Raw genomic sequence first — 13,637 nt, 5'->3', positions numbered from 1 at the left:
ACCATCTTGGGAATTCGGAGCAAGCGCCTTGCCGATCTCCCCCCTTGTGGGGGAGATGTCCGGCAGGACAGAGGGGGGTGTCCCGTCCGCCTCCGATCCCAGCGGTGAAATCTCTTCACTCGCCACCACAATCACCGGCACCTCCCGCGCCGTTTCGACAAGCTTGCTCGTCAGCGGCAGGGCCAGATTGGGGTCGAGCACGATGCGAACGGGTGATTGCGCTTCAAGGCCCGGTGTCCGCACCGTCAGCAACGGATCATCCGATATCGCCGTGCCGATTCCGACAAGAATGGCATCGGTTTCGGCCCGCAGCGCCTGCACCTGGGCACGGGCCTCCGGACCTGTGATCGCCACCTGCCCTACCCCCTCGCGGCCGATCATGCCATCGGCGGAAACCGCAAGCTTGAGAGTCACATAGGGGCGGTTTTTCGTCTGGCGGGTGAGATAGCCTGCCAGCGATTGCCTGCCCTCTTCCTCCAATACGCCCGAGGTCACCTCGATGCCGGCATCGCGCAGCATGGAAATACCGCGGCCGGAAACTCTGACATCGGGATCGGTGACGCTGATGACGACGCGACCGACGCCATAAGCGATCAGGGCCTCGGCGCAGGGTGGCGTCTTGCCATGATGCGAGCAGGGTTCAAGCGTGACATAGGCCGTCGCACCACGGGCAAGTTCACCCGCTTCGGCGAGCGCCTGCGGCTCGGCATGCGGGCGGCCGCCGAGTGCGGTCACGGCACGGCCGACGATCGCGCCATCTCGAACGATGACGCAGCCGACGGATGGGTTCGTGGAAGTCTGGCCCGTATGCCAGCGCGACAGGCGGATCGCGGCTGCCATGAAGCGTTCGTCCTCAGGCCGCGCGATCCCCTCGCTCATGGTCAGACGTCCAGCGGATCGCGGCCGATCTTGGCGTTGATCTCAGCGATCAGTTTTTCGAAATCCTCAGCATGCGAGAAATCGCGATAGACCGAAGCGTAGCGCACGAAGCCGACGTCATCGAGGCTCTTCATGGCTTCCAGAACCTGCAGGCCGATCTGCTCGGAGGAGATTTCCGTTTCGCCCGAGCTTTCCAGCCGGCGCACGATGCCGGAGACAGCGCGCTCGATACGGTCACGATCGACGGGGCGCTTGCGCAGCGCCACATCGAAGGAACGGACAAGCTTGTCGCGATCGAAGGGTACCCTGCGGCCGGTCTTCTTGATGACCATAAGCTCGCGCAACTGCACGCGCTCGAAGGTCGTGAAGCGTCCGCCGCAATCTGGACAGATACGACGCCGGCGGATGGAGGTGTTATCCTCCGCCGGGCGTGAATCCTTGACCTGCGTATCTTCCGAACCGCAATAGGGGCAGCGCATGCCTTCTCCTTCAGCATCGGCCCGAAAATCGTAACCGATTTTCGGAAAGCCTGATGCGTAGATTCAAAGAGTTAGAGCGTCCTTAGTGCGCCCGAACGGGCGCACGGCGCTCTAGCCCATGTATTCATACATGGGGAAGCGATCGGTCAGATTCACCACCTTGCCGCGGACGGCAGCTTCGACGGCGGCATTGCCTTCGTCGGAATTGGCAACCTTCAGGCCATCGAGAACCTCGACGATGAGGTTACCGATCTCGCGGAATTCCGCTTCCTTGAAGCCGCGCGTCGTGCCGGCCGGCGCGCCGAGGCGTACACCAGAGGTGACGAAGGGCTTTTCAGGGTCGAACGGGATGCCGTTCTTGTTGCAGGTGATGTAGGCGCGGCCGAGTGCGGCTTCTGCGCGCTTGCCGGTGGCATTCTTCTTGCGAAGGTCGACCAGCATCAGGTGGTTGTCGGTGCCGCCCGAGACGACGTCGAGTCCACCGGCGACAAGCGTTTCGGCTAGCGCCTTGGCGTTCTTGACGACCTGGGCGGCATATTCCTTGAATTCCGGCTGCAGCGCCTCGCCGAAGGCAACGGCCTTGGCGGCGATGATGTGCATCAGCGGGCCGCCCTGGAGACCAGGGAAGACAGCCGAGTTGAACTTCTTGGCCAGATCCTCGTCATTCGTCAGGATGACGCCGCCGCGCGGRCCWCGSAGMGAYTTGTGGGTCGTGGTGGTCGCAACATGGCAGTGCGGGAACGGCGACGGATGCACGCCACCGGCAACGAGACCGGCAATGTGGGCCATGTCGACCATCAGGTAAGCGCCGACACTGTCGGCGATCTCGCGGAAGCGCTTCCAGTCCCAGATGCGGGAATAGGCCGTGCCGCCGGCGATGATCAGCTTCGGCTTGTGTTCTTTAGCCTTGCGCTCGACATCATCCATGTCGAGCAGGTTGTCGCCTTCGCGCACGCCGTAGGACACGACGTTGAACCACTTGCCGGACATGTTGACAGGCGAACCATGCGTCAGGTGACCACCTGAATTCAGGTCGAGACCCATGAAGGTATCGCCCGGCTGCAGCAGCGCCAGGAATACGGCCTGGTTCATCTGCGAACCGGAGTTCGGCTGAACGTTGACGAAGTTGACGCCGAAGAGCTTCTTGGCGCGCTCGATGGCCAGTTCCTCGGCGATATCGGCGAACTGGCAGCCACCGTAATAGCGCTTGCCCGGATAACCCTCGGCGTATTTGTTGGTCATGATGGAGCCCTGGGCTTCCAGAACGGCTCGGGAAACGATGTTCTCGGATGCGATCAGTTCGATCTCATGCCGTTGACGACCGAGTTCCTTTTCGATCGCGCCGAAGATTTCCGGATCGACGTCCGCAAGCGAGCGATTGAAGAAGGATTCGGTGGAAGCATTGGTCATGGGCTGGCTCCTTCACTGGAATGCGGCAAGGTATTAGCCTTCCGCCGATGCGAGGGCAATACGAAGAACGACATTTGCTGGGCTAAGCGCGCGGGCCGAACATTTTGCGTCGAATGCTGCCTCGCCGGAATGAAAAAAGCCGCGCACATGGCGCGGCTTTCCGTGAATTCCACAAGCCGGACTTACTGCACCGGCTGTTCCATGCCCGAGGTGGTGTCGAGCGCCAGTTCGGCATTGCCGTCCATCTCGTAAATGTCGTCGCGGAACTGAACGACGCCGTCGGGCATGCCCCAGGCCGAGATATAGACGAAATAGACAGGAACTTCGGTGGCGAGCTTGATCGGCGTATTGGTGCCGCTTGCGATCACCTGCTCCATCTGCTGACGGTTCCAGCCGGGCGTTTCACGCAGCAGCCAGTTCGATAGGTCGCGCACGTTCTGGACGCGCACGCAGCCCGAGGATTCAAAGCGCATGAGCTTGTTGAACAGGCCCTGCTGCGGCGTGTCGTGCATATACTCGCCGTTCTTGTTGTAGAAGTTGATCTTGGTGGACGCCATGGCGTTGATCTTGCCCGGGTCCTGGCGGAACATCAGGTTCGGTGCCTCGCCGTTCCAGTCGACTGTTTCAGGGGCGACTTCGTTGCCCTTGCCGTCGATCAGGCGGATGGCGTTCTTTTCGAGATAGGTCGGATCCTTGCGCATCAGCGGCACGATGTCCTTCTCGACGATCGAGCGGGGTGCCGTCCAGTACGGGTTGAGGATGACTTCGTAAACCTTCGAGTTGACGAGATGCGTCKGGCGGCTCAAGCGGCCGACAACTGCGGTATGACGAGTTGCAACGCTGCCGTCTTCAACGGCTTCCACATAGGCGGCCGGAATGTTGACCATCAGGTGGCGGCGGCCCAGATCTTCCGGGAAGGTCTGCAGGCGGATGAGGTTGGTGTTCAACTGCTGCAGGCGCACATCGGCCGGGATGTTCATCGCCTTCAGCGTGAATTCGCCGAGCACACCATCGGCGGGCAAGCCGTGACGGGCCTGGAAGCGCTTGACGGCGCCGTCGACATAGGAATCGAAAGCGTTGGACAGGCCGGCTTCACGCGGCAGATCGCCGGTGATCGCGAGACGCTGGCGCAGCGCCTGGACGGTGGGGGAGCTAACACCGAGTTGCAGGCGCTGATCTCCCGGATTGACTTCGGGCCAGCCGCCGGCGGAAGCGATCTGCTGATACTGCATGATCGCCTGCTGGGTGCTCGGCACCGACTGCGGGCTGAGGATCGGAGTGTTGGAAAGGACGGCAGTCGCCGTGCGCGAGGCAGCCTTGGCGTCGAACTGGTCGTCCCAGTTGCCGCGTTTCGGGGCATTCAGGAGACCATCGAGCGCCGATTGCGCGAATGCGGGTCCGGCAAGCGCGCCGGCACCAACCGTTGCCGCCGACGCCAGGAAGGCGCGGCGCGAGAGAGCTTCAATTCCGTTCTTCTTAGACATTCGTCCCAACCACTCAATGCCACGGTGGAGGAACCCGCGGCTCTTTGCGATATTCTGCGCTTTAACGCAGATCCCTATCCGTTCGTTCTTCCGGCGCACCTGGAAATTCCGCCAGTCCCATCACAAGATTGCGAGGAGCAACTCAGATGTCCCGATGGCTCATCGAAGCGCCGGCTACCGAATATTCCGCTGTCACATCAATATGGCCAATTCGTGTTGCCGGACCGGAAGACAGACTGCCGGTTGCCGGAGACCGCATGCAACGAACCATATGACGGGTAAACCGTGAGGGTTAATAACGACTAAAAAACGGCTTGAATACCGGGCTTTGCGCTTGGCTGCCCTGCGTTGCAAAGATGCCACGCAGGCGCGAACGGTGAAAGCGAAGGCGTGGAACCGCGACCTTGAGATTTTGACGCCGTATTTAAGTAATCCTTATTCTGCTGCCGGGCGGCTCAAACGAAGGGAGAGGTTTTAATGATCGGCTACACGATGGTGGAACCGCGGATTTGGGTCGAGCGTTGAGATTCTACGACCCCATATTCGACGAGATGGGACTGGATCAATGCTGGCGAGACAGCCAGTCGGCGTCGTGGGGTGTCGTGGCTGATGAAAGCATTCCTCGTTTCTTCACGGGGTATCCGTTTGATGGGGCTCGCTCGACGGTCGGCAATGGGACAATGACAGCGTTTCTTGTCGACAGCGCGGTCAAGATAGATCTGCTCTACGACATTGCCCTACGAAATGGTGGATTCGACGAAGGCCTTCCGGGGTTCCGGCCCCAGTATGGCGATGGGTTTTACGGCGCTTATGTTCGTGATCCAGACGGCAACAAACTGGCGTTTGTCTGCTACAGGGCAGAACGAACCTGACGTCCAGGCCGATGGCCACAAATTCCAGCGTTTTCTGAAAACGGGGATAGAATAGTAGCGGAAACGGGCGCCACCGCGTGCAATCTCGCACACCGTAGCGCCCCGTGGTGCCAGTAAGGAGGTCCCAGAAGCCTGCAGGGAACAGGCTTTCAGGTTACAGGCGATACAGGATCTGATCGTTCCAGAACCGGTCCAGCCGCTGCAGAAGCTTGTTCATCTGCGTAAACTCATCCGTGCCGATGCCGCCGACCTTGTCGATCGAGGCGATGTGGCGTTCGTAGAGCCGGGCCACCGTTTCGGCGATGTCCTGGCCGGTTTCGGTCAAGCTGATGCGGACCGAGCGGCGGTCGATGCGCGAGCGCTGGTGGTTGATGAAGCCGAGGTCGACCAGTTTCTTGACGTTGTAGGAAACGTTCGAGCCGAGATAGTAGCCGCGCGAACGCAGCTCGCCGGCGGTCAGCTCGGAGTTGCCGATATTGAAGAGCAGGAGCGCCTGGATGGCGTTGACATCGCTGCGGCCCTGACGGTCGAACTCGTCCTTGATGACGTCCAGCAGACGACGGTGAAGACGTTCAACAAGATGAAGGGATTCCATGTAAAGATCACGGATGCCCTGTTCGTGTGCATGGAAAGTCGATGCCGCCTGCGGCTTGATTTTCGTGTTCATTTGACTGCCTCACTGTTTTGTTTGGCGGTGTCGTTTTCTTCCCGCCTTGAGTGAGACCCTATCGAATACATATAAAATTCGACTTAAACCGCAGGCTTAACAGAGGCTTACCGGAAACCCCTTGATGTATCAGGGTAAATCAACGCTTACCTGGCGTCGTTGCCGGCGCCGCTCCAGCCACAGGGAAAGCCTGAAAATCCAGTAGATTACGGCCACGATCACGTGGAACAGGATGATCAGCCGATTGGGTCCGAAGATCTGCGGAAGCAGGCCGTACATGAGGATCTGGCCGCCGGCGGCCAGCACCCAGATGACCGGCCCCCAGGAAACGGTGAGCCAGAGGCCGAGCGAGGCGACAGGGAAAAGAACGGCAAGGGAGGTGCTTGCGACCTTCCACGGCAGGCTCAACAGATCGAAGCGGCCGGCGCCGACGAGCGAGTAGCCTACGAGCATCGCCCAATATTGCAGGCCGAACCAGAAGCAGGAAACGGCAACGAGCCGCAGGAAGAAGATAAAGAGGATATCCGTCAGCGTCCGCTTCGGTATCGTCGGAGAATCGGTTTCCATGGCGGGAGATCACACTCGAGTTGCAGCTTCAGTTGTTCGGCTTTCATCCGCCGCGGCCAATCGTCCGGTTTGGATTTTCCGGGGCGCATGATAATGAGCGCTCCGATAAATGGAATGGCCCAGGGACAGATATCATGCAGGACAAGACGCATCTCGTCGATGAAATCACCGGTCACCGCCGTATGCGGCGCAACCGCAAGGCGGACTGGACGCGCCGGCTGGTGCAGGAAAACCGCCTGACGGTTGACGATCTGATCTGGCCGATCTTCGTCGTCCCGGGAACAGGCATTGTCGATCCGATCGCGGCGATGCCGGGCGTGAACCGCATGAGCGTCGACAAGGCGGTCGAAGCGGCGAAGGAAGCTGCCGATCTCGGCATCCCGGCGCTTGCCACTTTCCCCGACATCGAGATGGAATTGCGCGACGAAACGGGCTCCAACAGCCTGGTTGCCAATAACCTCATCAATCAGACGACAGCGGCCATCAAAAAGGCGGTACCCAATATCGGCATTATTACCGATGTGGCGCTCGACCCCTTCACCAGCCACGGGCATGACGGCATCCTGCGCGATGGCGAGATCGTCAATGACGAAACGGTCGATCAGGTCGTTCGGGCGGCGATCCTGCAGGCCGATGCCGGCGCCGATATCATCGCCCCCTCCGAGATGATGGACGGGCGCATCGGCGCGATCCGCCGCGGGCTCGATGCCGCCGGGCACCAGAGCGTCGGCATCATGTCCTATGCGACGAAATTCTCTTCCGGCTTCTACGGTCCCTATCGCGAAGCGATCAACACCAAGGGCCTGCTGAAGGGCGACAAGAATAGCTATTACATCAATCCGGCGAACGGCACCGAAGCGATCCGCGATGCCGCCCTCGATGTCGAGGAAGGCGCAGACATGCTGATGGTCAAGCCGGGGCTTGCCTATCTCGATATCTGCTGGCGCGTTAAGGAGGCTTTCGGCCTGCCGACTTTCGCCTATCAGGTCTCGGGCGAATATTCGCAGATCAAGGCTGCGGCGATGAACGGCTGGATCGATGGCGAGCGGATCATGATGGAGACGCTACTGGCCTTCAAGCGCGCCGGCTGYGACGGCGTCCTCACCTATTTTGCGCCAGAAGTGGCGAAAATCCTCGCAAAAAGGTGATTTTCTGGTGAATTATTGTATTTCCCCCTGACGATACCATATCAGCGGCATCGTCTTTCGAAGGGAGATATGGATGAGCTACAACCCCAATCCGCTTTATGCCGCACCGGAGGACTGGCGCGCCTATAGTGGTGTGCTCAGCCGTCGCGTCTTCGCATTCATTCTCGACTACATCATTATCGCCCTGCTCTGCATTCCGGCAGCGATCGTGGTGTTCTTCCTCGGGATCGTCACGTTCGGGCTCGGCTTTATTCTTTTCCCGGCCCTGTACGTCATCGTCGCGGGCATCTACTTCGGCCTGGGTGTCGGCGGTCCGTTACAGGCCTCGCTCGGCATGCGCGCGATGGGTATCGCGATCGTGCGCGTCGACGGACGTCAGATGGACTTCTTCATGGCGATCGCGCATCTGGCGCTGTTCTGGATCCTGAACTCGGTATTGACGCCGCTGATTCTGCTGGTTGGCCTGTTCACAGAGCGCTCGCGCCTGCTGCACGATTTCCTCGTCGGCACGGCTACGGTCCGCACCAGCTGATTCCTTCCCGGCGGGGGACGAAATAAAGTCTCCGGCCGCCCTTTGCCGGCCACAAAAGGGCGCCATATCCAAGAAATCGAATATTCGATTGCGCGGCACTGAATGCCGCGCTGTTGACGTTTTTTATTCTTGCGTCATGCTGTCTGGAAATGACAGGCGCCCCGAAAGGAAATCTCCGCAAGAGATGAATACGCAGACCACGCCATCCCCTCAGTTTTATCTGACGGCTCCGGCTACCTGTCCGTATCTGCCGCATGAGATGGAGCGTAAGGTCTTCACCCATCTCGTCGGCCCCCGAGCGGCGGAGATGAACGATATACTGACCCAGGGTGGCTTCCGCCGTTCGCAGAACATCGCCTACCGCCCCGCCTGCGAGGCCTGTCGCGCCTGTGTGTCCGTGCGCATCCTGGCGCAGGAGTTCGAACCCACCAAATCGATGAAGCGGGTGCTGGCGAGCAATTCCGATATCATCGCCACGGAATTTCCGGCCCAGCCGTCGAGCGAGCAATATTCCCTCTTCCGCCGTTACCTCGACTATCGCCACCAGCAGGGCGGCATGTCCGATATGACCGTGCTCGATTATGCGATCATGGTGGAAGACACGCATGTGAACACCAAGATCATCGAATACCGCCGGCGCGAGGAAGGCTCCGGGCTGGAAACGCGGCCGAAGGGCGAGTTGCTCGCCGCCGCACTGACCGACACGATGAGCGACGGGCTCTCCATGGTCTATTCCTACTTCAATCCCGATCTCGACCGGCGCTCGCTCGGCACCTTCATGATCCTCGATCATGTGCGCCGCACGAGAGCGCTCGGCCTGCCGCATGTCTATCTCGGCTACTGGGTTCAAGGATCGCGGAAGATGGACTACAAGACACGCTTCCAGCCGCAGGAACATCTGACGCCGCGCGGCTGGGAACGCTTCGATCCCTCTTCCCTCCAGGACGATCCGCAGGACTGATGCCCCTTTCCCACCTTTCCGATCATGGGAAGGGCCTGCTGCTGACGGCAGTCGGCGGGCTGGCGCTTTCCATGGACATTCCGCTCGTTCGCCTCGCCGATGGCGAGATCTGGTCGATCCTCACCGCGCGGAGCGTGGCGACGGTTCTTGCCACGTTCGTCATCCTGATTGCGATGCGCCTTTTCTCCGGCAGATGGCCGCTGCTCGTTCCGGGTCGTCCCGGTCTACTGGCCGGGTTCCTATACGGCCTCTCTTCCGTGACTTTCGTATTGGCAGTCTTCAACACGGCCACCGCCAATGTTGTCTTCATCGTCGCCTTCAACCCGATGTTCGGGGCGTTGCTGTCCTGGCTGTTTCTCAAGGAGAAGCCGCAACCGGTAACTTTGATCACCATGCTGTTCATGATTTTCGGCGTCGGGCTGATCGTGCGCGAGGGACTTTCGAGCGGCCATGTCTTCGGCGACGCGATGGCACTTTTGAGCGCGCTGGTGCTTGCCGCCGCCATCACTGTCGGGCGGGCCTCGCGCCGGGAGATGGGTTTCGTTCCGCTGCTTGCCGCACTCTTGCCAGCTGCACTCGGCCTGGCGCAGATCCTACCTTCGGGACTCTCAATCACGCATCCCGGCTGGATCGTCTTCAACGGCGCCATCATGATGCCGGTCGCCTTCTGGTGCCTGGCGACGGGACCGCGTTTCCTCTCGGCGCCCGAAGTCGGCATGTTCTACCTGCTGGAAACGGTACTCGCGCCGATCTGGGTCTGGCTAATCTTCGCTGAGACACCCGCCACGATGACGCTCGTCGGTGGTGCGATACTCGTTGCGGCGATTGCTGCCCATTCCGTCTGGATGGCGAAAGGCAAGAGCGTTCAGGCCGCTTGATCGGCGAGTGATTATGACCTATTTTCTGTTATAACCTTGTTGCCACAGGAAGCATTTATGAACGTCACCATCCGCAAAATCGGCAATTCGGAAGGGGTCATCATTCCGAAGGAAGTGCTTCAACGTCTTGGGCTCAGCAGTGGCGATAGCCTTGAGCTGCGCGAAACCGACGGCACAATCCATCTGGTTCCGGAATCCGCAGATCTCGCAGAACAGATGCGGGCTGCACGCATCGGCATGGAAAAATATAGGGTTGCCCTTCGCGAACTCGCGAAATGAGCCGTTTGAAGTGGCTCAGCCGTGAGGCGATTGAAAAAATGCATGAAGAGCAGATCGCCGAACATGGCGGTCTGCCAAGGCTTCGCTCTGTCGATGCATTGGAAATGGGCTTGGCACGACCGATTAACAAAGCGGCTTATGGCGAGCCGGATATTTTCGTGTTGGCAGCAGCCTATCTGCATGGGATCGTTCGAAACCATCCCTTTGCGGACGGCAACAAGCGCACCGGCTACCTCGCAGCTTTCACATTTCTCTATATCAACGGCTACCTTATCGACGCTGACAACGCGCAAATCATCACATTCGTGCTGGATGTCGCGGCAGGCGAAATCGACGAGGACGGCGCGACGCGCTTCCTACGCGATCACACGATCCCGCTTAAGCCATAGCGCCGGCGGACTGGCCTGCTTCGGGATTCGATCGTTTCGAACCAGCGGAAAGCTCCAGTTCCCGATCCAGCCCTTCGACGATATGCGTCCAGCCCTGGCGGGTCTTTTCCTCGTATTCCGCCCATTCCGCGCACATTTCATGCGTGACGGTGAGGCGGCTGCCGCTGCCGAGCGGTTCGATATCAATTTCGACGCGATCGCAATTGTGGTCGTGCTCCTCGACCGAAAAGCAGAAGACGATGTGTCTGGGGCGCTTCAACTCCAGGAATACGCCGTGATGAAAGGCGTCACCGGTCGGGCGGCGGTCGACGATGATGAAGCGGCCGCCGACGCGCGGATCGATATCGGCGCGGATGACGTGGCCGTCGTCGGTCGCGAATAAAAAGCGGCGGGCGATTTCGGGATTGAGCCAGGCATCATAAATCGTGGCGGGCGGCGCCCTGTAGCTGTGGGCGATATGCAGTTTGATGGTATTGGCGGCGGGCATCGGCGTTCCTCCGTTGGTGGGCCTCCGTTGTTGGGGCCTCCATTGTTCGCGCGCGCTCCCAAGCGCACGGCTTATGGCCATCCCGCCCGCCCGCGGAACGACACTGCCCTTTTTGTTGGCCCTTCTTTTAGGTGACAGGACAGAGATAGAGGAATTGCTCCGCCCGCCAAGGGCGGAGCCTCAAAATTCCGGGATCAGCCGGCGAATTTACCGCTGCGCGGGAAGCCCTTCGGCACGGTGCGGCCGGCGGTGGCGCGGTCGGCCAGCCATTCGGCAAGCTCGTCCTTGTTCTTCGTGAAGGTGCGGCCGGCGCTGTCTTCCCAGCTCAGGCCATCGGTAATGGCAAAGCAGCGAACGTCGGAAATGCCGCCATCCTTGTAGCGCTGCAGGCGTACGCCCTTGCCACGCGTCATTTCCGGCACTTGGCTCAGCGGGAAGACCAGCATCTTGCGGTTCTCGCCGACGACGGCGACATGATCGCCGGTCACGGGTACGAGAAGCTTTGTCTCGTGCGGCATGGAGACGTTCATGATCTGCTTGCCCTTGCGGGTATTGGCGACCATTTCCGTTTCCGGAACCACGAAAGCATTTCCTTCCGTGGAGACGATCAGCATCTTGCGCGCCGCATCGTGGACGAAAGCGGTCAGCACGTCCTGATCATTTTCCATGTCGATCATGATGCGCAGCGGTTCGCCGTGGCCGCGGCCGCCGGGCAGCTTGTCGCCGCCAAGCGTGAAGACCTTGCCACCGGTCGTGACGATCAGGATCTTGTCCGTCGTCTGCGCAGGGAAGGCCACCTTCAGGCCGTCGCCTTCCTTGAAGGTCAGCGCCGAAGTATCGGAGATGTGGCCCTTCAGAGCGCGGATCCAGCCCTTATCCGAGACGACGACGGTGATCGGTTCCTTCTCGATCATCGCGTGCTGGATGGCTTCCTCGTCGGCGTCAGGAGCTTCGGCAAATTGCGTGCGGCGACGGCCGACCTCGGTGGCCTTGGCGAATTTCTTCTTCACCTCGCCGATTTCCCAGGCAACCGTCTGCCACTGCTTGTCGTCGGACGCGAGCAGCGCTTCGATCTCGCCCTTTTCTTTGGTGAGCTCGTCGTGTTCCTTGCGGATCTCGAATTCTTCGAGCTTGCGCAGAGCGCGCAGCCGCATGTTGAGGATCGCCTCGACCTGATTGTCCGTCAGGTCCCAGCGCGCCATCATGACGGGCTTCGGCTCATCCTCCTCGCGGATGATGCGGATCACCTCATCGATGTTGAGATAGGCAATCAGCAAGCCGCCGAGGATTTCGAGGCGCCTGTCGATGGCGGCAAGACGGAAGCGCGAGCGGCGCTGAAGAACGTCGCGACGGTGCGCCAGCCACTCCTTCAGCACTTCGTTCAGCGCCATGACGCGCGGGATCACGCCCATCGACAGGACGTTCATGTTCAGCGGGAAGCGGCTTTCCAGTTCCGTCAGCTTGAACATGGATTCCATGAGGATGGTCGGATCGACCGTGCGGCTCTTCGGCACTAGGACGACGCGGATATCCTCGGCCGATTCGTCCCTGATGTCTTCCAGCAGCGGCAGCTTGCGGGCGATCAGGAGCTCGGCGATCTTTTCGATCAGCCGCGATTTCTGCACCTGGAAGGGAATTTCGGTGATGATGATCTGGTAGCCGCCGCGGCCGAGATCCTCCGTTTCCCACTTTGCACGCACGCGAAAACCGCCGCGGCCGGTGCGGTAGCTCTCGATGATGCTCTCTTTATTATCGATGATGATGCCGCCCGTCGGAAAATCCGGGCCGGGAATGAATTCGACGAGCTTCTCGATGGTGGCATCGGGATGTTTGATCAGATGCAGCGCGGCGTCGCAGACCTCGTGTACATTGTGCGAGGGAATGGACGTCGCCATGCCGACTGCGATGCCCGAAGAACCGTTCGCCAGGAGGTTCGGGAAGGCGCCGGGAAGAACGATCGGCTCGGAATTGGATTCGTCGTAGGTGTCGCGGAAATCGACGGCATCCTGATCGATGCCTTCGAGCAGCAGCTCGGAGACCGCGGTCATCTTCGATTCGGTGTATCGCATGGCGGCAGGACTGTCGCCGTCGATATTGCCGAAGTTGCCCTGCCCGTTCACCAGCGTGTAACGCTGCGAAAAGTCCTGCGCCAGACGCGCCAGCGCGTCATAGATCGACTGGTCGCCGTGCGGGTGATAGTTACCCATCACTTCGCCGACGATCTTTGCACATTTCCTGAAAGCCGCAGTCGGCCGCAGGCCCATGTCGTGCATCGCATAGACGATGCGGCGATGAACCGGCTTCAGGCCGTCACGCACATCCGGCAGTGCGCGGTGCATGATGGTCGACAGCGCATAGCGAAGGTAGCGCTCTTCGAGCGCCGCCTTCAGGTCGACCGGTTGAATATTGTCGCCGTCTCCGCCAGAAGGCGGTAAAATCTCTTGTCCCATAGAACCCTGACTAACTCAGAAGTACCTGTGGGGCAAGGAATCCAGGCATTCCGGCTGTGGATGACGTCTTCCAGCTGACATGAAAGACGGGAAAAGTATCGCCCGAATTTGGACTTTGTTTGCCGAGCCCTTCAACAGAAATTTAGGGGTCTGCA

The 13,637-nt window shown here is 60.0% G+C and carries 15 protein-coding genes; 7 read left to right on the top strand and 8 right to left on the bottom strand.

The genetic code is table 11. From position 1 onward, the window contains the following. The 4 genes from ribD to AC1DTN_RS18155 all read right to left on the bottom strand — a co-directional run. On the bottom strand, nt 1-879 hold an 879-nt coding region (gene ribD, locus AC1DTN_RS18170), incomplete at its 3' end, for a bifunctional diaminohydroxyphosphoribosylaminopyrimidine deaminase/5-amino-6-(5-phosphoribosylamino)uracil reductase RibD (RefSeq protein WP_477921952.1). Between the two features lie 2 nt (nt 880-881). After that, nucleotides 882-1,358, bottom strand: coding sequence for a transcriptional regulator NrdR (gene nrdR, locus AC1DTN_RS18165; RefSeq protein WP_113324274.1), 477 nt, complete (start codon nt 1,356-1,358; stop codon nt 882-884). A 111-nt stretch (nt 1,359-1,469) separates the two neighbouring features. Further along, the gene (gene glyA / locus AC1DTN_RS18160) at nt 1,470-2,768 is read right to left on the bottom strand and encodes a serine hydroxymethyltransferase (protein ID WP_477921951.1); all 1,299 of its coding nucleotides are present in this window, start codon (nt 2,766-2,768) and stop codon (nt 1,470-1,472) included. A gap of 182 nt (nt 2,769-2,950) precedes the next feature. Continuing rightward, the gene (locus AC1DTN_RS18155; RefSeq protein WP_477921950.1) at nt 2,951-4,252 is read right to left on the bottom strand and encodes a L,D-transpeptidase family protein; all 1,302 of its coding nucleotides are present in this window, start codon (nt 4,250-4,252) and stop codon (nt 2,951-2,953) included. Nucleotides 4,253-4,773: 521 nt separating this feature from the next. Between AC1DTN_RS18155 and AC1DTN_RS18150 the strand changes: the two genes are divergently transcribed. Continuing rightward, nucleotides 4,774-5,124 (top strand): VOC family protein, encoded by a 351-nt coding sequence (locus tag AC1DTN_RS18150; RefSeq protein ID WP_310382901.1) that lies wholly within the window; start codon nt 4,774-4,776, stop codon nt 5,122-5,124. Nucleotides 5,125-5,278: 154 nt separating this feature from the next. Here the strand turns inward: AC1DTN_RS18150 and ldtR are convergent, their stop codons facing one another. Further along, entirely contained in the window at nt 5,279-5,791 is a 513-nt protein-coding gene (gene ldtR, locus AC1DTN_RS18145) for a transcriptional regulator LdtR (protein ID WP_112544669.1), read from the bottom strand. A gap of 129 nt (nt 5,792-5,920) precedes the next feature. Beyond that, the gene (locus AC1DTN_RS18140) at nt 5,921-6,358 is read right to left on the bottom strand and encodes a DUF6163 family protein (protein ID WP_113324281.1); all 438 of its coding nucleotides are present in this window, start codon (nt 6,356-6,358) and stop codon (nt 5,921-5,923) included. A gap of 134 nt (nt 6,359-6,492) precedes the next feature. On the opposite strand from AC1DTN_RS18140, the gene hemB reads away from it, so the two are divergent. From hemB to AC1DTN_RS18110, 6 genes are all read left to right on the top strand, one after another. Next, nucleotides 6,493-7,506, top strand: a complete 1,014-nt coding sequence (gene hemB, locus AC1DTN_RS18135) for a porphobilinogen synthase (RefSeq protein WP_439014559.1) — start codon at nt 6,493-6,495, stop codon at nt 7,504-7,506. Nucleotides 7,507-7,579: 73 nt separating this feature from the next. Beyond that, nucleotides 7,580-8,038 carry an RDD family protein gene (locus AC1DTN_RS18130; protein ID WP_113324282.1) on the top strand — a complete coding sequence of 153 codons (459 nt, stop codon included), beginning with the start codon at nt 7,580-7,582 and terminating at the stop codon, nt 8,036-8,038. A gap of 184 nt (nt 8,039-8,222) precedes the next feature. Next, nucleotides 8,223-8,999 (top strand): arginyltransferase, encoded by a 777-nt coding sequence (locus tag AC1DTN_RS18125; RefSeq protein WP_113324283.1) that lies wholly within the window; start codon nt 8,223-8,225, stop codon nt 8,997-8,999. Next, the gene (locus tag AC1DTN_RS18120; RefSeq protein WP_439014558.1) at nt 8,999-9,877 is read left to right on the top strand and encodes a DMT family transporter; all 879 of its coding nucleotides are present in this window, start codon (nt 8,999-9,001) and stop codon (nt 9,875-9,877) included. Before AC1DTN_RS18125 ends, AC1DTN_RS18120 begins: the two co-directional genes overlap by 1 nt. Nucleotides 9,878-9,934: 57 nt before the next feature. Beyond that, complete coding sequence (locus tag AC1DTN_RS18115) at nt 9,935-10,156, top strand: AbrB/MazE/SpoVT family DNA-binding domain-containing protein (protein ID WP_183822254.1); 222 nt, start codon at nt 9,935-9,937, stop codon at nt 10,154-10,156. Further along, the gene (locus tag AC1DTN_RS18110; protein ID WP_439014557.1) at nt 10,153-10,545 is read left to right on the top strand and encodes a type II toxin-antitoxin system death-on-curing family toxin; all 393 of its coding nucleotides are present in this window, start codon (nt 10,153-10,155) and stop codon (nt 10,543-10,545) included. The genes AC1DTN_RS18115 and AC1DTN_RS18110 overlap by 4 nt, the downstream gene beginning before the upstream one ends. Here AC1DTN_RS18110 and AC1DTN_RS18105 read toward each other — a convergent pair. Together AC1DTN_RS18105 and parC are read right to left on the bottom strand one after the other, a co-directional pair. Then, nucleotides 10,535-11,032, bottom strand: coding sequence for an SRPBCC family protein (locus AC1DTN_RS18105; RefSeq protein ID WP_310382896.1), 498 nt, complete (start codon nt 11,030-11,032; stop codon nt 10,535-10,537). The two genes, AC1DTN_RS18110 and AC1DTN_RS18105, sit on opposite strands and share 11 nt — an antisense overlap. A gap of 194 nt (nt 11,033-11,226) precedes the next feature. Continuing rightward, nucleotides 11,227-13,482: a DNA topoisomerase IV subunit A gene (gene parC / locus AC1DTN_RS18100; protein ID WP_439014556.1), complete on the bottom strand. Its 2,256-nt coding sequence runs from the start codon at nt 13,480-13,482 to the stop codon at nt 11,227-11,229. Nucleotides 13,483-13,637 lie beyond the last annotated feature (155 nt).

This window comes from Rhizobium sp. 01T444 (assembly GCF_056398305.1).
The sequence above is the reverse complement of the archived record's forward strand: the minus strand, read 5'-3'. Positions and strand labels throughout refer to the sequence as shown.

Excerpts from the sequence above, each read along its gene's own strand:
- nrdR (WP_113324274.1), bottom strand. The coding sequence starts at position 1,358 with ATGCGCTGCCCCTATTGCGGTTCGGAAGATACGCAGGTCAAGGATTCA.
- ldtR (WP_112544669.1), bottom strand. The coding sequence starts at position 5,791 with ATGAACACGAAAATCAAGCCGCAGGCGGCATCGACTTTCCATGCACAC.
- AC1DTN_RS18140 (WP_113324281.1), bottom strand. The coding sequence starts at position 6,358 with ATGGAAACCGATTCTCCGACGATACCGAAGCGGACGCTGACGGATATC.
- AC1DTN_RS18130 (WP_113324282.1), top strand. The coding sequence starts at position 7,580 with ATGAGCTACAACCCCAATCCGCTTTATGCCGCACCGGAGGACTGGCGC.
- AC1DTN_RS18125 (WP_113324283.1), top strand. The coding sequence starts at position 8,223 with ATGAATACGCAGACCACGCCATCCCCTCAGTTTTATCTGACGGCTCCG.
- AC1DTN_RS18120 (WP_439014558.1), top strand. The coding sequence starts at position 8,999 with ATGCCCCTTTCCCACCTTTCCGATCATGGGAAGGGCCTGCTGCTGACG.
- AC1DTN_RS18115 (WP_183822254.1), top strand. The coding sequence starts at position 9,935 with ATGAACGTCACCATCCGCAAAATCGGCAATTCGGAAGGGGTCATCATT.
- AC1DTN_RS18110 (WP_439014557.1), top strand. The coding sequence starts at position 10,153 with ATGAGCCGTTTGAAGTGGCTCAGCCGTGAGGCGATTGAAAAAATGCAT.
- AC1DTN_RS18105 (WP_310382896.1), bottom strand. The coding sequence starts at position 11,032 with ATGCCCGCCGCCAATACCATCAAACTGCATATCGCCCACAGCTACAGG.
- parC (WP_439014556.1), bottom strand. The coding sequence starts at position 13,482 with ATGGGACAAGAGATTTTACCGCCTTCTGGCGGAGACGGCGACAATATT.